Origin of the sequence: Tepidimonas thermarum, assembly GCF_007556705.1 — a bacterium.
Lineage (GTDB): Bacteria > Pseudomonadota > Gammaproteobacteria > Burkholderiales > Burkholderiaceae_C > Tepidimonas > Tepidimonas thermarum.
This window is the reverse complement of sequence record NZ_VJOL01000014.1, coordinates 26,512-50,196: the sequence shown is the minus strand read 5'-3', so window position 1 is coordinate 50,196 and position 23,685 is coordinate 26,512. Positions and strand designations below refer to the sequence as shown.

Here is a 23,685-nt window from a genome sequence, read left to right as displayed (position 1 = left end):
AGCAAGATCGCATAAGCGGCTTCCAAGGGGTTGGTTTCGACTCGTATTGCCATGAGGGTTACACTCCTTTCTCGAAGTCATGGCGTCAGACCCACCCTCGCGCTGTCTGCTGGGCGGGGAGCGTAGGCGCGTAGCGCCGGAGATCCCCGCCCAGCAGACAACCGGCAAAATGGAATTTACAGAAAGAACGATACACAACTCTCGCTCAATATTCGCCGCGTGACCGTGAGCAGACCGGCATCGACGAGGCCGAGGCGGTGGCCGTGCTGCAAGAGAAGCTCGAAATCGTGCGCGACATGTTCCATGGCTTCGATTACCGCGCCGGGCTCGATGGTTCGCCGCAGACGCGGCTGGCGATGATGGCCGGTGCCATCGAGTGGATTCTGGATCAGCAACAACAGTGGGCGGCGCAAGAGACGACGCCGGAAGGCAAGAAGGCGGCGCACCGGCGCTTTGCGGACGCGGTGCTCGCGCTTACCAAGGCCTACGCGCTGGCGGCGGCTAGCGATGAGGCCCGGGCGGTGCGCGAGGAGGTGGGCTTCTTTCAGGCCATCCGCGCCGCGCTGGTCAAGAGCGCGACCGGTTCAGGCAAGACTTTGCAGGAGCGCGAGCTGGCCATTCAGCAGATCGTCAGCCGTGCGGTGGTCTCCACCGAGATCGTGGACATCCTTCAGGCCGCAGGCATCAAGAGCCCGGACATTTCCATCCTCTCGGACGAGTTCCTCGCCGAAGTTGAGCAGATGGAGAAGAAGAACCTGGCACTGGAGGCCTTGAAGAAGCTCCTCAACGACGGCATTCGCTCGCGCAGCAAGGCCAATATCGTCGAGACGCGGGCGTTTTCAGAGCGGCTGCAAGATGCCGTGGCGCGCTACCACGCCAACGCCATCACCACCGCCGAGGTGTTGCAGGCGCTGATCCAGCTGGCCAAAGACATCCGCGCGGCCCGAAGCCGGGGCGAAGCATCTGGATTGTCCGACGAGGAAATCGCCTTCTACGACGCGCTCGCCGAAAACGAGTCCGCGGTGCAGGTGATGGGCGACGCAAAGCTGCGCGTGATCGCCCACGAACTTCTCATGAGCCTGAAGGAGAACATCACTGTCGACTGGGCGCACCGCGAATCGGCCCGCGCGCGGCTCCGGGTGCTGGTCAAGCGCATCCTACGCAAATACGGCTATCCGCCCGACCTGCAGGACGCCGCGGTGCGGACGGTGCTCGCACAAGCCGAGGCTTGGTCGGCCGCATGGTCCGCTGCTTGACCCACACACGCCGCGCCCAGCCGGCAACGTCCGCGCACGCGCCCGCGCCTCAAACGCCCTTCAAGCCCTTGGGCAGGGGAAAGCGCATCGCCTCGACGGGGCCGTCCAGGCGGCGCACGGCGGTGGCGCCAAGCGATTTGAGGCGTTGCACCACCCCTTGCACCAGCGCTTCCGGGGCGGAGGCGCCAGCCGTCACGCCCACGCGCGGCGCACCGGCAAACCACTCGTCGCGCAGCTCCGACGCATCGTCCACCATGTAGGTGGGCACGCCTAAGCGTTGCGCCAGCTCGCGCAGGCGGTTGGTGTTGGAGCTGGTGGGGCTGCCCACGACGATGACCACGTCCACCTGCTGCGCCAGTTGCTTGACGGCATCCTGGCGGTTTTGCGTGGCGTAGCAGATGTCTTGCTGCTTGGGCTCCCGCAGGGCCGGAAAGCGCGCGCGAATGGCCGCGAGGATGTCGGCCGTATCGTCCACACTCAGCGTGGTCTGGGTGACGACGGCAATGCGCTCGGTCTGCGCCGGCTGCACACGCGCCACGTCGGCCACCGTTTCGACCAGGTGGATGCCACCGTCGAGCTGCCCCATGGTGCCCTCCACTTCCGGGTGACCCGCGTGGCCGATGAGGATGAATTCGTAGCCCTCGCGGCGCAGCTTGGCCACCTCCACGTGGACCTTGGTCACCAGCGGGCAGGTGGCGTCGAAGACGCGAAAGCCACGCCGTTGAGCCTCCTCCTGCACGGCACGGCTGACACCGTGGGCGCTAAAGACCAACACCGCGCCCGGTGGCACTTCGGCCAAATCTTCGATGAACACCGCCCCACGCCGGCGCAAGTCGTCGACCACGTGCCGGTTGTGCACGATCTCGTGACGCACGTAAATGGGCGCGCCGAATTTGGCCAGCGCCCGCTCGACGATCTCGATGGCCCGGTCCACCCCCGCGCAAAAACCGCGCGGCTCGGCCAGCACCACCTCCTGAACCATCGCCCCCATCACAGCACCCCGATGATGTGGACCTCAAAGCGCACCGGTTGGCCCGCCAACGGGTGGTTGAAGTCGAACAGCACGGCCCCGTCGTCACGCACCTCGCGCACCACGCCGGCGTAGTGGCCCTGCCCATCGGGGGTGGGAAACTGCACCACGTCGCCCACGGCGTAGCGCTCGTGCGGATCCCCCAGCTCGTCGAGCAGCTTGCGCGCCACCCACTGCAGCATCTCCGGCCGGTGCGCACCAAACGCCTCGCCAGCGGGCAGGTCGATCACGGTGTGGGTGCCCTCGGCCAGGCCCAGCAGGCGCTGCTCCAGCGCCGGCGACAGCTCGCCCGCGCCCAGCGACAGCGTCGCCGGCTGGGCGCCAAAGGTGTCGATGAACGCTGTGCCATCCGGTCCGCACAGGCGGTAGTGCAGGGTCAAAAAGGAGCCGGGTTCGACGACAGGCATGGCAGGCAGGGCGTTGCGCGAAAATGCGCATTGTAGGCAACAGGGGGATGACCATGGTGCGTGAACTGCCGCCACCGGCCCGGCCACGCGAGAAGCTGTTGGCACGCGGGCCGCAGGCACTGGCGGATGCGGAGTTGCTGGCCCTGCTGCTGCGCACGGGCCTGTCCGGTCAGCCGGTGCTGCAGTTTGCGCAGGCGCTGCTGGCGCGTTTTGGCGGCCTGGCCGGCCTGCTGCAGGCCACGCCCGAGCAGTTGGCTGCCGTCAAAGGGCTGGGGCCGGCCAAGCGGGCAGAATTGCTGGCCGTCACCGAGATGGTGCGCCGCGCGCTCGCGCAGCGGCTGCGCGAGCGGCCCGTGCTGGATTCACCGGCAGCGGTGGCCGACGTGCTGCGCCTGCAGCTCGCGCACCACGGGCACGAGGTGTTTGCCGTGCTGTTTTTGGACAACCAGCACCGCCTCATCGCGCTGGAGGAGCTGTTTCGCGGCACGCTGGACCAAACCAGCGTGTACCCGCGCGAGGTGGCGCTGCGCGCCTTGCACCACGGCGCAGCGGCGGTGATCCTGGCCCACAACCATCCCAGCGGCGCGGCCGAGCCGTCGCGTGCCGACGAGGCGCTGACGCGCACCCTCAAGGCCGCATTGGCGCTGCTGGACATCCGGGTGCTGGATCACTTTGTCGTCACGCGCGCGGGCTGCACGTCGATGGCCGAGCGCGGGCTGGTGTGACACGCGCCATGGCCGCACCCGGGGCAGGCTTGCGAGACAATGCGTCCCGCGATGAAAGTGCGATCCCTGGCCGATCTGCGGCCCATCCAACAGGCCATGGCCGAGCGCGCCGCACAGGCCGCTGCGGCACGCGCCGCGGCCGAGGCCGCACGGCGCGAGGCCGAAGAACGCGCCGAGCGCGAGCGGCGGCTGTTCGAGCGTGCCGTAGGGCCGGTGCAGCGCCTGGCGCCGCACGGCCGCGCCGAGTTGCAGCGCCCTCGCCCGCGCCCTGTGCCGCAGCAGCGGCAAGCCGATGAGCGCGCCGTGATGCGCGCGGCACTCAGCGACGAGTTCGACGTCGAAACGCTGCTGCACACCGACGAGCATCTGAGCTTTCGGCGCGCGGGAATCGGCCCGGACGTGGTGCGCCGCCTGCGCCGTGGTGATTGGAGCATCCAGGCCGAAATCGATTTGCACGGTCTGCGCACCGACGCGGCACGCGAGCACTTGGCCGCTTTCCTCCGCGATGCGCACCGCCAGGGACTGCGCTGCGTGCGCGTGGTGCATGGCAAGGGGCTGGGTTCGCCGGGCAAGACACCGGTGCTCAAGGGGCGCGTGCACAGCTGGCTGGTGCAAAAGAGCGAGGTGCTGGCGTTCGTACAGGCGCGTCCAGCCGATGGCGGGGCCGGCGCACTGGTGGTGCTGCTGCGCACGGCCAGCCACGGCCGCGCATAACCCCGCGCGCCCGGGGCTCAGCCCGGCGTGTTGCGCATCCAGTCGGCGGTGCGAAAAAAGCTCTCGCGCAACCGCTGCCGCAACGCCTCGGGCACGCCCACCTCACCCATGGCCTGGTCCATGCAGGCCAGCCACTGGTCGCGCTCGCGAATGCCGATGCGAAACGGCAGATGGCGCATGCGCAGGCGCGGGTGGCCAAAGCGCTGCTCATAGTGCGGTGGGCCGCCAAGCCAACCGCACAAAAACCAAAACAGCTTACGCCGAGCCTCGTCCAACGTGGCGCCGTGGACGGCGCGCAGCTCGCGGTATGCCGGCTCCAGGTCCATCAGGTCGTAAAACCGATCGACCAGCCGCTGCACCGCCGGCTCGCCGCCCAACCATTCGAAGGGGGTCAGGGGCTGGCCATCCGCGCGTTGCGGGGTGGGTTCGTGAATCTGCATGCTGCGATGGTAGCGCCGGCCACCCTCACTGCGCCGCGCGACGCAGCGTCTGCACCACCGGGGTGCGCAGCACGCTGCGCAAGGTCCACCACCCCGCCAGCAGCGCCAGCGCAGCGCCGGCCAGCGTACCCGCCAGCGGCACCCAAGCCGAGACGCGCCAGTCGAAATCGAACACCCAGCGCGCCAGCGCCCACCCGACCACCACCGCCACCGCCGAGGCCAGCGCGCCCGCCAGCGCCCCCACCCCCAGCAGCTCGGCGCGCTGCACCCGCCGCAGCAGCCCGGACTGCGCCCCCAAGGCGCGCAGCACCGCGTAGTCGCGCTCGCGCTCGGCACGGGTGGCGCCGACCGTGGCCAGCAAGACCACCACCCCGGCCGCCAGGCTAAAGCCAAACAGAAACTCCACCGCCCGACTCACCTGATCCAGCACGCGCTGCACCTGCGCCACCGCAGCGCCGGTGTCCACGTTGGTCACGTTGGGAAAGCGCTGCAGCAGCGCCCGGTCGAAGCCCGGCTGCTGCGGCGCGCGAAAGGCGGCGATGTAGGTGTAGGGTACCTCCGGAGGCATGCTCTGCACCGGGAACAGGGCAAAAAAGTTGACGTGCATCGACGCCCAGTCCACTTTGCGCAGGCTGGTGATGCGCACCTCGTGCGGCACACCGGCGATGTCGAACGTCAGCCGGTCGCCCAAGCGCAGACCCAGCGTGTCGGCCAAGCCGCTCTCGATGCTGATGGCCCCGGCTTCATCGGGCTGCCAGCGGCCACCCACCAACGGGTTGTGCGCCGGCTGTGCCCGGCTGTAGGAGAGGTTGAACTCGCGCTCCACGAGCCGCTGCGCGCGCTCGCCGCGGAACTGCTCCGGCCGCACGGCCTGGCCGTTGATGGCGACCAGGCGCCCGCGCACCATCGGGTACCAGTCGTAGCGCGCCACCCCATGCGTCTGCAGATGGGCGCGGAAGGGATCCGCCTGATCGGGCTGGATGTTGATGACGAAACGGTTGGGGGCGTCCGGCGGCGTGGCGCGGCGCCAGCTGTCGATGAGGTCGGTGCGCAGCAGCACCAACAGCACCAGCGCCAGCAGCCCCACGGCCAAGCTGGCGACTTGCACCACCGCGTACGCGGGGCGCGCGGTGAGCTGGCGCGTGGCCAGCACGAGCCAGCGCGGGGCATGGGTTTCGCGCACCAGGGCGCGCAAGACCCACAGCGCCCCCCAGGCGACGGCCGCAAACACCCCCACGGCCAGCGCAAACCCGCCCACCGCGATGGCCCCCAGCGTCAGGTCGCGGCTGGCGGCCAGCAGCAGCAAGGCAAAGCCCAGCGCCCCGCCGCCCAACACCGCCAGGGTGGCCGGCTGCAGGCCGCCCACATCGCGCCGGATGACGCGCAGCGGCGGCACGCGCGCCAGCTGCAACACCGGCGGCAGCCCAAACGTGGCCATGAGTGCCACGCCCACGCCCAGGCCCAAACCGACCGGCGCCCAGCCCGGCGCCGGCAGGCTGGACTGCAACAAACCGGAGAGCCACCAGACAAACGCGAAATGCACGCCAAAACCGATGGCCACACCCAGGCCCGCCGCCGCCAGGCCGGCCAGCCCAAAGGCCACGGTGTAGGCGCGCGCCATCGTGCCTTGCGCCAGGCCCAGCACCCGCAGCAGGGCGCAGTCGTCCAGGTGACGCAGCGCATACTGGCGCGCCGCCACGGCGACGGCCACCGCCGCCAGCAGCGCCGCCAGCAGCGCCACCAGGCTCAAAAACTGCTCGGCGCGTTGCAGCGTTTGCTGCAGCTCCGGCCGCCCGGACTCGAAGCTCTCGATTTGGGCGCCACGCTCGCCCGTGGCGTCCAGGCGGGCCTTGGCCCAGGTGTCGAACTGGCGCACCGCCGCAGCGTCGTCGCCGGCCACCACCAGCCGGTACTGGATACGGCTGGCCGGCTGCACCAGCCCGGTGGCGGCCAAGTCCGACTCGGCTATCAGCACGCGCGGCGCAAACGACAAAAAGCCCGCGCCGCGGTCGGGCTCCAAGGTCACGACGCGCGTGAGGCGAAACACCCGCTCGCCCAACCACAGCGGCTGGCCCAGACGCAACCCCAGGGCTTCGAGCAACGCAGCGTCCACCCACGCCTCGGCGGGCGCAGGCACGCCCGGGCCGGGCTGCCCGATACGGTCGTCGGGGTCGGCACTGGTGCGCAATTCGCCACGCAGCGGGTAACCGTCGGCCACCGCCTTGAGCGACACCAGCCGCGACTCGCCACCGTCGGCGTCATCGGCGCGGGCCATGGTCGGGAAAGTCAGGTGCCGCGTCACCGCCAGGCCCAGCGCCCGCGCCTGCCGTTCGTACTCCGGCGGCAGGGGGTGGTCGCTGCGCAACACCACATCGCCGCCCAGGAGTTGGCGCGCATCGCGCTGCAAACCCGCCTGCAGCCGGTCGGCAAAAAAGCCCACCGCCGTCAGCGCCGCCACCGCCAGGGCGATGGCGGCGACGAGCACGGTCAACTCACCGGCACGCCAGTCGCGCCACAGGGCGCGCCAGCCCAGCGCCCAGGCAGACGGGGGATCGACGGCGGGAGGAGTCGGGATCGTCACGCCGGTACGACCGGGCGACGCCTCACTTGGTTCCGAAGATGCGATCGCCCGCATCGCCCAAGCCCGGCACGATGTAGCCGTGGTCGTTGAGGCCGCGGTCGATGGCCGGGGTGTAGATGGGCACGTCCGGGTGGTGCGCGTGCAGGTTGGCGATGCCCTCCGGACACGCCACCAGACAGACGAAGCGGATCGAGCGCGGCTGCAGCCGCTTGAGCAGGTCCACCGCCGCCACGGCCGAATTGCCCGTGGCCAGCATGGGGTCGAGCACGATCACGTCGCGCTCCTCCATGCCGGAGGGCATTTTGAAGTAGTACTCGACGGGTTTCAGCGTGGCCGGGTCGCGGTACAGGCCGATGTGGCCGACGCGCGCGCTGGGCAGCACCTCCAGCATCCCGTCCAAAAAGCCATTGCCGGCCCGCAGAATGGAGGCCAGCACCGTCTTTTTGCCGTCGATCATGCGGCCCGTGGTGGTCTCCAGCGGGGTTTCGACCTCGACCTCCTGGGTCGGGATGTCGCGCGTGACCTCGTAGGCCAATAAGGCGCTGAGTTCTTTGATGAGCTGACGGAACGTCTTGGTGCTGGTGTCCTTGCGGCGCATCAGGGTCAGCTTGTGCTGCACCAGCGGATGGTCGATCCGATGGACTCGGCGCAGGTTGGGGGCTTCGCTCATGGCAGCGAAGTATCCCACACCAGCCGCTGCGGATGCGTGTAGCACAGAAAACGCGTGTGCGTGGCGCGCCCAATGGCGCACAGGCCCAGCCGCTCGGCCACCTCCAGCCCCATCTGGGTGATGCCGCTGCGCGACACGACGATCGGCACGCCCATCTGCGCCGCCTTGATGATCATCTCGCTGGTCAGACGCCCCGTGGTGTAGAACACCTTGTCGTCGCCGCGCTGGATGGCGGGCGTTTGCAGCCACATCCAGCCCGCAATCGCGTCAACCGCGTTGTGGCGGCCCACATCCTCGACGAACAGCAGCAGCTCCCCGCCCTGGAACAGCGCGCAGCCATGCACCGAGCCAGCCTGCTTGTAGACCGAGTCTTGCTCGCGCACGGTGCGCAAGATGGCGTAGAGCTGCGACTGGCGCAACTGCGCCGTGGGTGAGAGCCGAATACGCTCCACGTCATCCATCAGGCTGCCAAAGACGCTGCCCTGGCCACAGCCGGTGGTGACCACGCGCTGCGCGGTGCGCGCTTCGAGGTCGGCCAGGCCCGTGCGGGTGCGCACAGCGGCAGCGCCCACCTCCCAATCGACGGTGATCGATTCGATTTGATCCGGCGACTGCACGAGCCGCTGGTTGCGCAAATACCCCAACACCAGCCACTCGGGCTGCGCACCCAGCGTCATCAAGGTCACGAGCTCGCGCCGATCGACGTAAATCGTCAGGTCGCGCTCGGCTGGGATGTGGATGGTGCGCCGCTGCCCGAATTCATCGATCACACCCACGGCACGCGTCAGCGGCGCCGCCGCCGCGCTAAGCCGCACGCCTGGTGGCGCCACGGCTTCGCCGACGGCTGTGCCAAACGCCAGGGGTTCGTTGAGCCACATGGTGGACACCCGTGCCGCGGCGCGGTCACGACTTCTTGGCCGGCGCCGGTGCCGTGGCCGCGGGCGTGCTGGCCGGCGCGCCGCCAGCCGCGGGCGGCACGAACGGTCCGGGGTCGTTGCACGCCGGCGCATCGGTGGGCTTGGTGGCCTGCGGGTGGTTGCGGAAGTAGTTGGCCGCCGCGCGCTCGGCCGCCTTGCAGGTCAAATAGGCATCGACTTTGGCCTGGTGCGCGGCCTTGGCCTTGGCGACTTCGGCGGCCGCTTTTTGCTCGTCGCTCAGTGGCGGCGCGGGCAGCTTGGCCTGGGCCAGCCCCACCCAACCGGTGGCGGCCAGGGCCAGCGGGATCAGCAGACAACGGGGCAGATGCATGGTGGGAGCTCCTATGGGGTCAGACACCCGCGCGCGCCGTGGGCTGCGCCGCGGCAGCGGGTTGGCTGCGTTGGGCGGGGATCTTGCCGGCTTGGATGTCGTTGTACCAAAGCTCGTGGTGCTCGCGCGCCCAGGTTTCGTCCACGTAGCCGGTCTTCATCGCAGCGTACGCCCCCTGGGTGCCAAGGGTACCCATATAAATGTGGCCGATGAACATCGCCATCATGAACATGGCGGCGGTGGCGTGGATCATGTGCGCGATTTGCATGTTGGCGCGCACATAGTCCACGTTGGGGAGCACCTTGTCGAGCACCAGGCCCGAGCCGACGACGATGAGGCCCAGGAGAAACACGCCGCCCCAGAAGACCACCTTCTCCCCCGCGTTGAAGCGGTGCGAGGGCACCTCGTGCCCGCTGAGCAGGCCGCCAAAACGGCGCAGCCAGACCCAATCCTCTTTGCGCGGCAGGTTGTCCTTGAGGAACGTGACGATGACGATCACCAACGACACGGCAAACAGCGGGCCGACGAAGTTGTGCACGTTTTTGAGCCCATACGCCAACCAGCCAAACAGCGTGTTGCCGATGATGGGGCGCAGAAAAAACTGGCCAAACGCCATCACGATGCCCGAGATTGCCAGCAGCACGAACGCCGCCGCGTTGGCCCAGTGCGCCGCACGCTCGAAGGCGGTGAAGCGCTCGATCTTGCGCCCGGTTTCCGCCCCGTGCAACGTCAGCGGCCCGTTGGTGAAGTAGAAGATGGCGACGGCCAGCACGACGATCACCAGCAACGCGCCGCCGTAGGGCAGGATCCAGCGGTTGCGCACCTGGCGCCACGCCTCACCCGCATTGGTGAGCGCCGATCCGGGGTATTGCACCGTGGGCTGGATCAGCACCCCATACTCCCGGTAGGGGAAGTTGACCGTCCCTTCCACGCCCTGCCCCACCTGGCGCCACATGGGGGCATTGTTGCCGGGCTGGACCTGGGCGCGCTCGGCATTGGTCTGCTGCGCATAGCCGGGCAGGTTGGCGGCGTCGACCAGGGTGCGCGCCTCGGGCGCGCTGGCGGGTGCGCTCGGCGTGGCCGGCGCCGTCTGCGCCAGGGCCGCCGACGCCATCAGCGCAGCGCCAAACAGCAGCGCCCGCAGGCCGCTCGACGCGCTAGTGCGATGCAAAGCGTTCATGGCGTACCCCCGGTTACTGCGTCGTGCTGACGGGACGGCTGTACTCGTTCTGGCCGTACTGGGCGCGGGCGCGCAGGTGCTGGGCCCACGCCGTTTTGTCGCCGCCGGACCAGCCCGCATCGCGGAAGGCCGAGCCGACCGAACCGGTGTAGGGCGGCTGGTCCGATTGGATGCCGGTGGCGGTCTGGGGCCGTTCGCCGCAGCCGGCCAGCAGCACGGTGGCCGCCAGGGCCGCCACCAGGGCGATGCTCGATCGGGTTTTCATGGTCACGCTCCTGCTTGGGCCTGCGTCCCGTAGGCCGTGCCCCAGCCCCAGACCTCGGCCCCTTTGCCACGCTGCAACACCCGGGTGCGGAAGATGTCGGCCACGACGTCGCCGTCGCCGGCGAGCAGCGCCTTGGTCGAGCACATTTCGGCACAGGCCGGCAGCTTGCCTTCGGCCAGGCGGTTGCGGCCGTATTTTTCGAACTCGGCCTGGCTGCCGTTGGCCTCCGGTCCGCCGGCGCAGAACGTGCACTTGTCCATCTTGCCGCGCACACCAAAGGTGCCCTGCCCCGGAAACTGCGGCGCGCCAAAGGGGCACGCGTAGCTGCAGTAGCCACAGCCAATGCACACATCCTTGTCGTGCAACACCACGCCCTCTTCGGTGCGGTAGAAACACTGCACCGGGCACACCGCCATGCACGGCGCGTCCGAGCAGTGCATGCAGGCCACCGAAATGGATTTCTCGCCCGGCACGCCGTCGTTGATGGTGACCACACGGCGCCGGTTGACGCCCCAGGGCACCTCGTGTTCGTTCTTGCACGCGGTCACGCAGCCGTTGCACTCGATGCAGCGCTCGGCGTCACAGATGAATTTCATGCGGGCCATGGTCTGCTCCTCAGGCGCGTTCCACGTTGCAGATCGTGGTCTTGGTTTCCTGCATCATGGTCACGATGTCGTAACCGTAGGTGGTGGCGGTGTTGACGGCCTCGCCGCGCACCACCGGGTGGGCGCCGTCCGGGTAGTAGGCCTGCATGTCCTTGCCCTGCCAGCGCCCCGAGAAGTGGAACGGCAAAAACACGTGGTCCTCGGCCACGCGCGGCGTCACCAGCGCTTGCACGTTGATGCGCGCCCCGGTCGGGGTGGTCACCCAGACGCGGTCGCCGTTGCGGATGCCCCGCTGCGCGGCGGCCGCCGGGTGGATTTCCACGAACATCTCCTGCTGCAGCTCGGCCAGCCAGGGGTTGGAGCGCGTTTCCTCGCCACCGCCTTCGTACTCCACCAGCCGCCCAGAGGTCATGACCAGCGGGAATTTCTCGTGCAGCTTGTCCTCGACGTTCTTTTGCTGCAACGTCTTGTACAGAATGGGCAGCCGCCAGCGGGTCTTCTGGTCGTCGTGCGAGGGGTATTGGGCGATGAGGTCGGGCCGGTTGCCATAGATCGGCTCACGGTGCTGGGGAATCGGGTCCGGGAAGTTCCACACCACCGCGCGCGCCTTGGCGTTGCCAAACGGGTGGCAGCCGTGCTTCATGGCCACGCGCTGGATGCCACCGGAGAGGTCGGTCTTCCAGTTCTTGCCCTCGGCCAGCTTTTTCTCTTCCTCGGTCAGGTCGTCCCACCAGCCCAGTTTTTTGAGCAGGATGTGGTCGAACTCCGGGTAGCCGGTGGTGATTTCCGCGCCTTTGGAGTGCGAGCCGTCTTCGGCCAGCAGGCTGACCCCATCGCGCTCGACGCCAAAGTTGGCGCGGAAGTTGCCACCGCCCTCCATGACGTGTTGGGAGGTGTCGTACAGGTTGGGGGAGCCGGGGTGCTTGAGCTCGGGCGTACCGTAGCACGGCCAGGGCAGGCCGAAATAGTCACCGGTGAGGTCGTAGCCGGTTTCCTTGTCGACCACCTTGCCCTTGCATTTGAGCGTCTTGACATCGAAGGCGTGCATGTGGCGCATGTGGGCCTTCAGCCGCTCCGGGCTCTGGCCGGTGTAACCGATGGTCCACACGCCACGGTTGATCTCGCGCAGGATGTCTTCGGGCACCGGTTCATCCATGCCCTTGACCTTTTGCATCGTGTAGTTCTTGCACAGCTCCTTGTCGAAGCCGAGCCGCTGCGCCAGCTGGTACATGATCATGTGGTCGCTGCGGCTTTCCCACAGCGGCTCGATCACCTTCTCGCGCCACTGGATGGAGCGGTTGGACGCGGTGCACGAGCCGCTGGTCTCGAACTGCGTGGCCGCGGGCAGCAGGTAGACCGCGCGGTTGGGGTTGAGGTCGGCCGGATCGCCGGGCATGGCCGCCATCGCCGCCGTGGCCGACGGATAGGGGTCGATGACCACCAGCAGGTCCAGTTTGTCCATGGCCTTTTTCATCTCCAGGCCACGGGTCTGGGAGTTGGGCGCATGGCCCCAGAAGAACATGGCGCGGATGTTGGGCCCCTGGTCGATCAGCTCGTTTTTCTCCAGCACGCCGTCGATCCAGCGCGACACCGTGATGCCGGGCTTTTCCATCATGCCCTCGGCATAGCGCGACTTGATCCAGTCGTAGTCCACACCCCAGACGGCGGCAAAGTGCTTCCACGAGCCGGCCGCCAGCCCGTAATAGCCGGGCAGCGAGTCGGGGTTGGGACCGACGTCGGTGGCGCCTTGCACGTTGTCGTGGCCGCGGAAGATGTTGGCGCCACCGCCGCTGACGCCGATATTGCCCAGCGCCAGCTGCAGGATGCAGGAGGCGCGCACCATCGCATTGCCGATGGTGTGCTGCGTCTGCCCCATGCACCACACGATGGTGCCGGGCCGGTTCTCGTGCATCATCTTGGCGACTTTGAAGACCTGCTCCTCCTTGACACCGCAGGCTTGCTCGACCTTGTCGGGCGTCCACTTGGACAGCACCTCCTCGCGCACCTTGTCCATGCCATAGACGCGCGCCTGGATGTAGGCCTTGTCCTCCCAGCCGTTCTTGAAGATGTGGTAGAGCACCCCGAACAGGAACGGAATGTCGCTGCCGGAGCGGATGCGCACGTACTCGTCGGCCTTGGCCGCCGTGCGGGTAAAGCGCGGATCGACCACGATCATCTTGCAGCCCAGCTCCTTGGCATGGAGCATGTGCAGCATGGACACCGGGTGCGCCTCGGCCGCGTTGGAGCCGATGTACAACGCCACTTTGCTGTTTTGCATGTCGTTGTACGAGTTGGTCATGGCGCCGTAGCCCCAGGTGTTGGCCACCCCGGCCACGGTGGTCGAGTGGCAAATGCGCGCCTGGTGGTCGCAGTTGTTGGTGCCCCAGAAGCTGACGAACTTGCGCAGCAGGTAGGCCTGCTCGTTGCTGTGCTTGGAAGAGCCCACGAAGTACACCGCGTCCGGGCCGCTTTCCTCGCGCAGCTGCTTCATGCGCGCGGCGATCTCGTCGAGCGCCTGGTCCCAGCTGATGCGCTGGTACTTGCCGTTGACCAGCTTCATCGGGTAGCGCAGGCGGTACTCGCCGTGGCCGTGCTCGCGGATCGAGGCGCCCTTGGCGCAGTGCGCGCCGAGGTTGATCGGCGAGTCGAACACCGGCTCCTGCCGCACCCAGACGCCGTTTTCGACCACGGCGTCGATGGCGCAGCCGACCGAGCAGTGGGTGCACACGGTGCGCTTGACTTCCACCTTGCCGGTGCCGGCGCCGGCAGCGCCCTTGTCGGCCGCTTGAGCCCGCTGCACCAGCGTCAACTGGGTGGCGGCCAGCCCGACACCCAGACCAAGGCCGGAGCGGCGCAAAAACGCCCGCCGGTCCACGGTGGGCAGCGCCCGCGCCAGTCCGTGGCGCAGCCGATGGACCATCCCGCCCTCGGCGCGTTCGCCTTGCGCGGGGGACGACGTATGAGACGACTTCTTGGTCAGCAACATGGCGCGGCTCCTCAGACGCGGGCGGTGCGGTAGTAGTGCTCGACATGCGCCGAGGCGTGGTAGCCGCCGCCGCGCTGCGGCTTGGGACGCTGCGGCTGCGCCTGCGCCACCGGCCCCGGTTGCGCCACGGGCACCACACTGGCCACGGCAGCGGCCGCACCCACGGCCCCCACCGCGCCAAACCAACGGCGGCGAGCTGTCGATGCAAGGGTTGTGTTCGGCTTCGAATTCGGCTCCACGGTTGTCTCCTGACAGGGCTGCACAACACACGCGTGCGAACAGACTAGCGCGAATCGCCACACACCGCCAGCGCGTTGGCCCCCAACCGCGACGCGCCACGGCCCGAGCGCACCGCAGCGCCCGCGATCCCGGGTTGCAAGGAAAACGATGCAAGCAAACCCTGTTCCATCGCCCGTCACTGATGCATGGATATATGCTGCATCGCAACACAGGTAAGGTGGCCCATGGCCTGCCACCGGCGGTGGTACCACACGACGGCCACGAGGGCGACGGGCTGCGCCAGCTTGACCACCGGTGCGACAAGTTGTCGCACGATGGGAGAGGATCGGCACGCCGACACGTATGTCGCATGGGCGACATTACCCAACCATTTTGGTCGGATTTATACAATCACAGGTCTATGAACGCCCCCACCACCGCGCGCGCTGGCGCCGATGCCGACGCTTGGCCCCACGGGGCCATCCTGGTCGTCGACGACGAGCCGGGCATGCGCAACTTCCTGATCAAGGTGCTGGCCCCGCGTTGCCGCTTCGTGGCCGCCGCCGCCAGCGCAGAAGAAGGCGCCGAGTGGGTGCGCACCCAGCGCTTCGACCTCGTGATCCTGGACATCGCCCTGCCCGGCCAAAGCGGGGTGCAGTGGCTGCAGACGCTGCGCAGCCAGGGCTTTTCGGGCGAGGTGATCCTCATCACGGGCTTTGCCACCCTGGACACGGCGATCGATGCCCTGCGCGCCGGGGCGTCGGACTTCATCCTCAAGCCGTTTCGCGTGCCGCAGATCCTCAACGCGATCCGCCAGTGCCACGAGCGCGCCCGCCTGCGGCGCGAAAACTTCGTGCTGCGCCGCGGGGCCATGCCCTCGCGCTCGCTGGGCACGCCGCTGATTGGCACGTCGGTGGCGACGCAGCGCGTGCGCGCGGCCATCGAGCGCATCGCGCTCATGCCCAGCACCGTGCTGTTGCAGGGCGAATCGGGCACCGGCAAGGAGCTGGTGGCGCGCGCGTTGCACGCACGCAGTCCACGCGCGGACGGCCCGTTCGTGGCGGTGCACTGCGGCGCGCTCTCGCCCGAGGCGATCGCGCACGAGCTTTTTGGCCATGCACGCGGCAACGGCAGCGCGCGCGACGGCCTGTTCGTGTACGCGCAGGGCGGCACGCTGTTTTTGGACGAGGTTGCCGACTTGCCGCCACCGGTGCAGGCCAGCTTGCTGCGCGTGATCGAGGAGCTGCAAATCCGCCCGGTGGACAGCCAACAGTCGGTGCCGGTGGACGTACGCATCGTGGCGGCGACGCACCGCCAGCTCGCCGACGAAGTCGCGGCCGGGCGCTTTCGCGAGGATCTGTATTTTCGCCTGCGGGTGGTGGATCTGGTGCTGCCCCCGCTGCGCGAGCGTCCGGAAGACATTCCGGCGCTGGTGGACCATTTCATCCACACCCTGGCCCCAGCGCTGGGCGTGCCGCCGATCGAGGTGGCGCCTGAGGCCATGGCACTGCTGCAGCGCTACCGCTGGCCCGGCAACGTGCGCGAGCTGCGCAACTGGGTCGAGCGCTCGCTGATCCTGGGCGAGGTCAATGTGTCGGCGTTGTATCCCTCCATGGGCGCGACGGTGGGGGCCGCCGGGGCCGACACACCGCTCGACCTCGAGACGCTGCAGCGGCGCCACATCCAAGCCGTGCTGGAGTCGGTGGGCGGTGACAAGGGGCGCGCCGCCCAGCTGTTGGGCGTGTCGCGCCGCACGCTGGAGCGCCGTGTGGCCGAATGGGCCGCCGAAGACCACACACGGCGATGACTTGGGGCCTACCGTGGCGACGCTGGCTGGACCGCTCCGTGCGGTTCAAGTTGCTCGCCATCGCGCTGGCGCCACTCCTGTTGGCCCTGCCACTGCTGCTGGCGGCGTTGTCGCTGTGGACCGATTTTGCCTACGACCGCCTGCTGCAAACCAAGGTGCGCGCCGACTTGGCCGTGGCCCACGGCTACTTCGAGCGCGTGCTGCAGGAAGTGGGCGGCGGCACGCGCGCCGTCGCCGCCTCGCACGCGCTGTACCGTGTGTTGCACACGCGCGGCGCGGGCAGCGCCGACGATGCGGTGCTGCAGGGCTGGCTGGAGGCGGAGCGCCAGCGCCTGGGACTGGACTTTTTGGTGTTGCGCCGCGCCGACGATCCGCAGGCGGGCGTACCCCAAAGCGTTGACAGCGGCGCGCGGCTGGAGCGCTGGGATCGCGAGCGCCTGGCCCAGTACGCGCCGCACCTGCTGGAGCGCACCGGCATTCCGCTCGTGCCCACGCGCAATGCCGCGCCCACCACGCGCGCGCGGCTCGACGACGCGTTGATGATGGTGGCCAGCGTGGCCCTGTCGGCCGATGCGCCGGTACCGGGCCTGGTGCTGCACGGGGGCCTGTTGCTCAACCACAACCTGGATTTGATCGACGCGATCAACCGCATCGTCTACCCGGAGGGCTCGCTGCCCTTTGGCAGCCAGGGCACGACGACGGTGTTTCTCGACGACGTGCGGGTGAGCACCAACGTGCGGCTGTTTGGCGAGCAGCGCGCCATCGGCACGCGCGTGTCACAAGCGGTGCGCGACGCGGTGCTGGAGGAGGGCCGCACCTGGCTGGATCGGGCCTTCGTCGTCAACGACTGGTACGTCAGCGCCTACGAGCCGCTCACCGACAGCCAGGGCCGGCGCATCGGCATGCTGTACGTGGGTTTCCTGGAGTCGCCCTTTCGCTGGGTGCGGCAGGCCGTGCTGGCGGGCACGGCGCTGCTGTTTGCCGTGGTGATGGCGGTCACGACCGCGTTGTCCCTGCGCTGGGCGCGCAGCCTGATCCAGCCCGTGGAGCGCATGAACGCCACCATGCAGCGCGTCGAGGATGGTGACGCCAGCGCACGTGTGGGGCCCGTGGCCACGCACGACGAACTGGGCGCGCTCGCGCAGCACCTGGACCGTTTGCTGGACGTGATCGCCGACAACACCGCGCGACTGCGCGCCTGGGGCGAGACGCTGGATCGGCGCGTCGCCGAGCGCACGCGCGAGCTCGAGGAAAGCCACGCCTCGCTGCGGCTGGCGCAGCAACAGCTCATCAAGTCCGAAAAGCTCGCTGCCATCGGCCAGCTCACGGCCAGCGTCGCGCACGAAATCAACAACCCGATCGCGGTCATCCAGGGCAATTTGGACCTGATCCGCGACGCCCTGGGCCCGGCCGCGGCGCCCGTGCAGGCGGAGCTGCAGCTCATCGACGCGCAGATCGAGCGCATGCGCCTGATCGTGACCCAGCTGTTGCAGCATGCGCGCCCGACGGAATTTGCCGGCTATGTGGAGCCGCTGTCCTTGGGCCAAGCGGTGCAAGACTGCCTGGTGCTGGTGGCGCACCTGCTGCAGCAGCGCCGGCTGAGCGTGCAGCGCGACGACCAGGCGCACACCCTGGTGGCGTGCAACCGGCAGGAGCTGCAGCAGGTGATCATCAACCTGCTGGTCAACGGCATCCAGGCCTCGCCCGACGGCGGCACGCTAACCCTGGCCACGGGCGACTGGGAGGAGGACGGCGCCGTGGTGGGTGCGTGGCTGGAGGTGCGCGACGAAGGGCCGGGCTTGCCCGCGCCCGTCCTGGAACGGCTGTTCACGCCCTTTTTCACCACCAAGACCGACGGCACCGGCCTGGGGCTGTGGATCAGCCAGGGCCTGGTGGAGCGCTACGGCGGCCGGCTGGAGGCCGGCAACCGCGCCGACGGAGCGGGGGCGGTGTTTCGCGTGCGGCTCTACACCGAGCCGCGGGAGCCCGCCGCTGCCCCCGCCCCATCGGTGGCCCCACCCCCACCGGCGCCAACGGCGGGGGGCTAAGGCGCCTTCACAGCATGTCGAAGGCCTGCGCCTCGACCTGGAAAAAGGCACGCGCAAACCCCGCCAGCGCGGCGTAAAACCGCGCGGCCGGATGCGCCTCGATCGCGTCGCACAGGGCACCCACCCAGGGCTGCAGGTGCGCAGCAAAAAACGCCTGCTGGCGCGTCAGGTTGCACACCGCCACGTCGTCGCCGGCAATCAGGTAGCGCATCACCTCGCACAGATAGGCGATGTGGTCTTCGGTCTCGGCCATGTCCTCGCGGCGCGCCAAGCCCAGGGCGGCCAAATCGCTGCGCAGGGCCGCCAGCGGCTTGTCGTTCAGAAAGCCGCTGAGGTAGTGCGAGCCGTACAGGTGCACTTCGGGGCGCCCGACGCCGATGAAAAGCTGTTCGTACTCGTCGCGGATCTGTGCCGCCGACAGCGCACGTGCGGCCGCCACGACGCCGCGCCAGGGCTCCTCCAGGAAAGCGCCGGCCGCGGGCGCCTCGGTCACCGCGGCGCGCAAGCGCGCCAACCACTCGGCATCGGGTGGGGCGTACCACAGCGTGGCCAGCACGCCATAGATCTCGGCACGCGCGGTTTCTTCGTCGAGCGGCTGGCGCACCGGAATGGAGGCGCCGGCAATCGGGGTTTCGGTCATGGCGGTGGTCGGATCAGAGGTCGGTGATCTTGACTTCGCGGCTGGTGTGGATGTCGATGACGCGGCAGTCGCCGCACATCTTCAGGCGCTCGGCGGCCGCGCCCTGAAACATCGGGTGACCGCTGAGCCGCGCCAGCATCGTTTCCACGCCCTTGAGCGTGCCAAACGGCTTGCCGCAGCGGATGCACTGGAACGGCGGTTGCTCGTGCAGCACGCGCGGCTGGCGGCGCTGCGGCTCGAGCCACAGGCGCGGCTGCAACTGCAAAGCATCTTCCGGGCAGGTTTTGACGCACAAGCCGCACTGCACGCAGTTCTTCTCGATGAAGCGCAGCTGCGGCGCCTGCGGGTTGTCCTGCAGCGCCCCGGCCGGGCAGGCGCCGACGCAGCTCATGCACAGCGTGCAGGCCTCGGTGTCCAGCCGCACGGTGCCCAGCGGCGATCCGACCGCCGGCAGCGCAATCTCCGCGCCTTGTGGGGCAGGGGCATGGGCCATCAGGTGCTCCAGCGCCAACTCCAGCGTCGCGCGCTTGTCGGCCTGCACGCCAAAGGTGGCGGGCGTGGCCACACCCTGGGCCGGTGCGCCACGCGCGGCTGCGTCCAACGCGGCCAGGTCGCGCGCATCGCGCAGCGGCAACAGCCGGAAGTGCTCACCGCGGTAGCCCAGCCCTTGCAGGATGGCCTCGGCCACCGCCATTTGCTGCTGCAGCGCGTCGCGGTAGGCCGGGGCCTCCTCATCGGTCATCAACACCCACACCTGGCTGGCGCCGTAGGCGATGGCCGACAGCCACAGCTCCAGGCCGGTGCTGGCGGTGTGCCACAGCGGCCAGGGGATGACGCGCGCCGGCACGCCTTGGATGTCCGCATCCAGGCGCGCTGCACGCCCCCAATCCTCGATGACGCGCTGACCGGCGCCCTGGCTGTGCAGCAACCACACCGCGTCGCGGCCACCGGCGGCGCGGTAGGTGGACAGCAGCGTCTTGATCGCGCGCCCCTGGTGCGCCGCGGTGGGGTAGGCATAGGTGAGCGCGCCCGTGGGACAGACCGTGGTGCAGGCGCCGCAGCCCACGCACAGGTGCGGCTCGACGACGATGCGGTTGCGCTCGATGTCACTGCGCACCGCGCTGGCCGAGCACACCTCGATGCAGGCTTGGCAACCGACCTGTTCGTTGCGGCCATGGGCGCACAGGCGCTGTTGGTATTGGAAAAACTTGGGCTTCTCGAAGGTGCCCACCAGATCGCGCAGCGGCCACAGGCGCGCCAGGCGCTGCTCGGCCTCCAGTGTCGGTGGCAGGTGGACATAACCCTGTGGCAGCGCATGTTGGGTAAAGGCCGGGGCGGGTCGCAGGTCGAGCACGGCGTCAAAGGTGGCCTGCTGCTCCTCGGCGCTGCGCGCAAAATCGATGGCGCCGGGCGCCTCGCACACGCGCACGCAGTCGCGGTGGCCGCGGCAGGCACCCAGGTTGACCTGGTAGTCCAGGCCGATGGCCCCCTCCGGACACGCCGCCACACACGCGTTGCAGCGGGTGCACAGGTCGAGCGCGATCGGGTTGTCGTCGCGCCAGCGCAGCGCAAACGCCCCCAGCCACCCCGTCAGCCCGACGATGCGGCCCGCCAACACCGGGTAGCGACGCGCCTGTCGACCCGCCCCGCCCGTGGCCAGGATGGACACCGCCCAGACGTCCGCCAGACGGTCGGCCAGCGCTTCGGCCTGGTCCAGCGGACCGATGATGAGCAAGCGGCCGGCACTGTCGTAGCGCACGCTGGGCACCGGATCCGGGTCGGGCAACCGCGCGGCGGCCAGCAGCGCGGCCATCTTGGGCGTGGCATGCGCCGCCTCACGCGACCAGCCGCCGGTTTCGCGGATGTTGACAAAGCGTATCGGCCGCTCGGCCAACGGGGGCACGCCCTCGGTGGCCTCGGCCAGCTCGGTAAACAAGCGCTGCTCCTGCGTGCAGGCGACCACCAGATCGCCCGCGTCGCGCGCCGCGCGCTGGAAGGCGGCGGCCTCGCGCCGGCACAGCGTGGTGTGCACGGCCAGCGTTTCTCCCAGCACGCGGCCGAGTGCCACCCCATCCAGGGGCATGGTGCGGTTGCAGTTGCAAATCAGGGTCGTCATGTCGTGGGCTGCGGGGGTACGGTCGGGCCGACGCTGGCGGGTGCGTCTTCGACGGGGGGTGCGGCGGATGGATCGCGCCCTCCTGCGGCGCTTGCCGCCGGGGTGGCTGCAGCGTCGGCCCCCTCGGCGGCCGCTGGCACTGCTGGCGCGGCCCCGGCCTCTGTCGCAGGGGGGACGTGCTCAGCAGGCGCCGGGGCGGTGGCGCCATCCGGGGTGTCGAACAAACGGACGAACTGCGCCGCCACCATCTGGCGCGCCATGGTCAGCGGCAGGGGATCGGGACGGCTGTAGTCGTCGATGTAGACGTCCAGCCCGTCCATCTGGTTGAAGTGCGGGTCGGCGAACAGCTTGCGCAGCGCCGCATTGCGCACCTCGGGCGCCACCTCGGGCCGCACGAAGGGGCGAAAGTCCGCCTCCGGCGTGAGCCGCTGCACGTCCTCGAGCGTCGGCGCGGGCGGTGGCACCGGTTCGGCGGGCGGTGGCGGCGGTGTCGCGCCAGGCGCGCCGTTGCCGCCCCCTGCTGCGGCGCTGTCTGCCGCGGTGCGCACCGCTGCCGGGCGACCGTCCGATGGCGGCGCGTCCGCAGGCTCCGCCGCCGCGGACGGCGCCAACGGCTGCCGATCGTGGGCGCTGGGCAGCGGGGGTTCGGGCGGCAGCGCAGCGCCGCTGCGTGCCAGGGCTTTGCGCCGCGACCAGCGGCTCAGAAACCCGTCGTCCGCCATGGCGCTCATCCCTCCCGTGGCCGGCGCGCCTCACCGGTGCTGATGCGCACCGGGTTGCCAAAGCGGTCGGTCAGGGGCTGAAAACTCGCCGGCCGCGCCCGGCGCTTGGGTTGCGGCCGGTAGTGTTGTGCCACGAAGTCCGCCACCCACTGCACCACGTCGGCCGGCGCCGGCACTTGGTCCACCCGCTCCTGCACGTCCAACCAACGCCCGGCGTCGTGGTAGCTCAGGGTCACGATCTGCGGCGCCGGCAGGGCGTCACCGTCTTCGGCCTCGCGCCACATCACCCAAAAGCAGGGCTGTGGTGACGTGATGTTGAGGTAGAGCCCTTCGGCGTCCTCCGGATGCAGGGTCACGACAAAGCCCCCAAACCCCCAGTGGCGCGCGCGCGGGTCGACGCTTGCCCCAGCGGCTTCCAGCGGCAGCGCCGCCCCCGGCTCCGCCGGCCAGTCGGCGCGCTGCGTGCCATCGGGCGCGCGCAAGACCTCGACGTCGGCCAGCACCCAGCGCCACGGCTGCCAGCGCGCCATGGGCCCGTCCACCGGCTCGCGCCGCATGACCACCCCGGCCACCAGGCTCGGCCGGGAACCGTTGAACGCACTCGGTGCGTGGGGCGTGGGTTCGACGTTTTGCACGCCGCCTACTGTACGGCAAAACCCAGGCGACCAAAGCGGTGGCGCAGACCATGACCGCAACCCGGGGGCGGGGTTTGCGATGCGTACGCCGCACCCGCCGAGGTCAATAGGTTTCCAGATGCAGCCGGCCGTGGGTGCGCCAGTCCTCGACCAGCGCCTGCCAATCCAGCCCGGCGCCGGTGGCGATGTCGCGCAGCGCCAGCAGCACGCCCTCCTCCATGGCACGCAGACCGCAGACGTAAAAGTAGGCGTTGGGGTCTTGCAGCAACGGCACGAGTGCGGCGGCCGCGTCGCGCAGCGCGTCCTGCACGTAGCGCTTGGGCTGCCCGGGCACCCGGCTGAACGCGAAGTGGATGTCGATGAAATCGCGCGGCAGCTTTTGCAAGGGGCCGAAATACGGCAGCTCCTGCGGCGTGCGCGCGCCAAAGAACAACAGCAGCTTGCCGCTTTCGAACTTGCCACTGGCGCGCAGTCGGCGGCGCCACTCGGTCATGGCGCGCATCGGCGCGCTGCCGGTGCCGGTGCAGATCATGACGATGTGGCTGCGCGGGTGGTTGGGCATCAAAAAGCTGCTGCCAAACGGCCCGATCACCTCCACCGTATCGCCCACCTGAAGGTCGCACAGGTAATTGGAGGCTACCCCCCGCACCGGTCGGCCCTGGTGGTCCGCGAGCACCCGCTTGACCGTCAGCGACAGGTTGTTGTGGCCCGGCCGCTCGCCGTTGCGGGGGCTGGCCACCGAGTACTGGCGCGGGTGGTGCGGGCGACCCTGCGCATCGGTGCCCGGCGGGATGATGCCGATCGACTGGCCTTCCAGCACCGGAAAGGGTATGTCGCCAAAATCCAGCACGATGTGGTGGGTGTCGTAGTCCGAACCGACCTCGGTCACGCGCAGGTTACCCACGCAGGTGGCGCGCACTGACTTGCGCGGCGCGCGCGGCCCGTACAGGTTGAGGTACGGGTGGGCCGCCGACCAGGGCGGCACCGTGGCCCCCACCGTCGCCGCGGTCAGCACCGCCGGTTCGGGCTCGACCGCCGTGGAGGCAACCGATGCCTGCGCAGTGGTCGCCGCCGGTGCGGTCACACCCGCGTCCGCGCCCAGCGCGGACAGGGCCTCGTCGCTCAGCGGCGGTGGCAGCTCGTCCCAGCCGAACTGCTCATCCAGCGTGTAGACCCGCGCGCGCGGCACGACGCGCCAGTTGTCGATGGCCCCGGTCGGGCACGGCGGCACGCACGCCATGCAGGCGTTGCATTTGTCGGCATCGACCACGTAGTTGCGGCTGTCGTGCGTGATCGCGCCGATGGGGCAGGTGGCTTCGCAGGTGTTGCAGCGGATGCAGATCTCGGGGTCGATCAGGTGCTGCTGCACGACGGTGGCGGGCGCGTCCATG

The 23,685-nt window shown here is 69.3% G+C and carries 21 protein-coding genes and 1 pseudogene; 5 read left to right on the top strand and 17 right to left on the bottom strand.

What is annotated here, in order from left to right; translation table 11 throughout:
* Positions 1-194: 194 nt before the first annotated feature.
* Positions 195-1,256: pseudogene (locus tag Tther_RS05315) on the top strand (DUF3387 domain-containing protein); the annotation flags it as partial.
* 49 nt (positions 1,257-1,305) lie between these two features.
* On the opposite strand, the gene ispH reads toward Tther_RS05315, so the two are convergent.
* Complete coding sequence (ispH, locus tag Tther_RS05310) at positions 1,306-2,247, bottom strand: 4-hydroxy-3-methylbut-2-enyl diphosphate reductase (protein ID WP_143901635.1); 942 nt, start codon at positions 2,245-2,247, stop codon at positions 1,306-1,308.
* Positions 2,247-2,693, bottom strand: coding sequence for an FKBP-type peptidyl-prolyl cis-trans isomerase (locus Tther_RS05305; RefSeq protein WP_143901633.1), 447 nt, complete (start codon positions 2,691-2,693; stop codon positions 2,247-2,249). The genes ispH and Tther_RS05305 overlap by 1 nt, the downstream gene beginning before the upstream one ends.
* Positions 2,694-2,746: 53 nt before the next feature.
* On the opposite strand from Tther_RS05305, the gene radC reads away from it, so the two are divergent.
* Positions 2,747-3,418 carry a RadC family protein gene (gene radC / locus Tther_RS05300; RefSeq protein ID WP_143901631.1) on the top strand — a complete coding sequence of 224 codons (672 nt, stop codon included), beginning with the start codon at positions 2,747-2,749 and terminating at the stop codon, positions 3,416-3,418.
* Positions 3,419-3,469: 51 nt separating this feature from the next.
* On the top strand, positions 3,470-4,132 hold the full coding sequence (locus tag Tther_RS05295) for a Smr/MutS family protein (RefSeq protein ID WP_143901629.1): 663 nt from the start codon (positions 3,470-3,472) through the stop codon (positions 4,130-4,132).
* Between the two features lie 17 nt (positions 4,133-4,149).
* Here the strand turns inward: Tther_RS05295 and Tther_RS05290 are convergent, their stop codons facing one another.
* Genes Tther_RS05290 through Tther_RS05245 form a run of 10 tightly spaced genes read right to left on the bottom strand, consistent with a single transcriptional unit; the run spans position 4,150 to position 14,346 of the window.
* On the bottom strand, positions 4,150-4,572 hold the full coding sequence (locus Tther_RS05290; protein WP_143901627.1) for a group II truncated hemoglobin: 423 nt from the start codon (positions 4,570-4,572) through the stop codon (positions 4,150-4,152).
* A 25-nt stretch (positions 4,573-4,597) separates the two neighbouring features.
* Entirely contained in the window at positions 4,598-7,207 is a 2,610-nt protein-coding gene (locus Tther_RS05285) for an ABC transporter permease (protein WP_143901625.1), read from the bottom strand.
* Positions 7,176-7,823, bottom strand: coding sequence for a uracil phosphoribosyltransferase (gene upp, locus Tther_RS05280; RefSeq protein WP_143901623.1), 648 nt, complete (start codon positions 7,821-7,823; stop codon positions 7,176-7,178). The genes Tther_RS05285 and upp overlap by 32 nt, the downstream gene beginning before the upstream one ends.
* Positions 7,820-8,701 (bottom strand): formate dehydrogenase accessory sulfurtransferase FdhD, encoded by an 882-nt coding sequence (fdhD, locus tag Tther_RS05275; RefSeq protein WP_143901621.1) that lies wholly within the window; start codon positions 8,699-8,701, stop codon positions 7,820-7,822. The genes upp and fdhD overlap by 4 nt, the downstream gene beginning before the upstream one ends.
* 25 nt (positions 8,702-8,726) lie before the next feature.
* The gene (locus Tther_RS05270; RefSeq protein ID WP_246098926.1) at positions 8,727-9,071 is read right to left on the bottom strand and encodes a hypothetical protein; all 345 of its coding nucleotides are present in this window, start codon (positions 9,069-9,071) and stop codon (positions 8,727-8,729) included.
* A 19-nt stretch (positions 9,072-9,090) separates the two neighbouring features.
* Positions 9,091-10,251, bottom strand: a complete 1,161-nt coding sequence (locus Tther_RS05265; RefSeq protein WP_143901619.1) for a formate dehydrogenase subunit gamma — start codon at positions 10,249-10,251, stop codon at positions 9,091-9,093.
* A 13-nt stretch (positions 10,252-10,264) separates the two neighbouring features.
* Entirely contained in the window at positions 10,265-10,516 is a 252-nt protein-coding gene (locus Tther_RS05260; RefSeq protein ID WP_143901617.1) for a hypothetical protein, read from the bottom strand.
* A gap of 2 nt (positions 10,517-10,518) precedes the next feature.
* Entirely contained in the window at positions 10,519-11,121 is a 603-nt protein-coding gene (fdh3B, locus tag Tther_RS05255) for a formate dehydrogenase FDH3 subunit beta (RefSeq protein WP_143901615.1), read from the bottom strand.
* Positions 11,122-11,131: 10 nt separating this feature from the next.
* Positions 11,132-14,107: a molybdopterin-dependent oxidoreductase gene (locus Tther_RS05250; protein ID WP_143901613.1), complete on the bottom strand. Its 2,976-nt coding sequence runs from the start codon at positions 14,105-14,107 to the stop codon at positions 11,132-11,134.
* Positions 14,108-14,118: 11 nt separating this feature from the next.
* Entirely contained in the window at positions 14,119-14,346 is a 228-nt protein-coding gene (locus tag Tther_RS05245) for a formate dehydrogenase (RefSeq protein WP_246098925.1), read from the bottom strand.
* A gap of 401 nt (positions 14,347-14,747) precedes the next feature.
* On the opposite strand from Tther_RS05245, the gene Tther_RS05240 reads away from it, so the two are divergent.
* A complete protein-coding gene (locus Tther_RS05240) occupies positions 14,748-16,133 on the top strand; it encodes a sigma-54-dependent transcriptional regulator (protein ID WP_143901611.1) in 1,386 nt (461 codons plus the stop codon).
* Positions 16,134-16,171: 38 nt separating this feature from the next.
* Positions 16,172-18,181 (top strand): sensor histidine kinase, encoded by a 2,010-nt coding sequence (locus Tther_RS05235; RefSeq protein ID WP_246098924.1) that lies wholly within the window; start codon positions 16,172-16,174, stop codon positions 18,179-18,181.
* Positions 18,182-18,188: 7 nt separating this feature from the next.
* Here the strand turns inward: Tther_RS05235 and Tther_RS05230 are convergent, their stop codons facing one another.
* The 5 genes from Tther_RS05230 to boxA form a co-directional block, all read right to left on the bottom strand.
* Positions 18,189-18,821: a TorD/DmsD family molecular chaperone gene (locus Tther_RS05230; protein ID WP_143901607.1), complete on the bottom strand. Its 633-nt coding sequence runs from the start codon at positions 18,819-18,821 to the stop codon at positions 18,189-18,191.
* Between the two features lie 13 nt (positions 18,822-18,834).
* Positions 18,835-20,904, bottom strand: coding sequence for a 4Fe-4S dicluster domain-containing protein (locus Tther_RS05225; protein WP_143901643.1), 2,070 nt, complete (start codon positions 20,902-20,904; stop codon positions 18,835-18,837).
* Between the two features lie 29 nt (positions 20,905-20,933).
* Entirely contained in the window at positions 20,934-21,659 is a 726-nt protein-coding gene (locus Tther_RS05220) for a DUF3306 domain-containing protein (protein WP_143901606.1), read from the bottom strand.
* Positions 21,660-21,664: 5 nt separating this feature from the next.
* A complete protein-coding gene (locus tag Tther_RS05215) occupies positions 21,665-22,216 on the bottom strand; it encodes a DUF3305 domain-containing protein (RefSeq protein WP_143901641.1) in 552 nt (183 codons plus the stop codon).
* Between the two features lie 181 nt (positions 22,217-22,397).
* On the bottom strand, positions 22,398-23,684 hold the full coding sequence (boxA, locus tag Tther_RS05210) for a benzoyl-CoA 2,3-epoxidase subunit BoxA (protein WP_143901604.1): 1,287 nt from the start codon (positions 23,682-23,684) through the stop codon (positions 22,398-22,400).
* Position 23,685 lies beyond the last annotated feature (1 nt).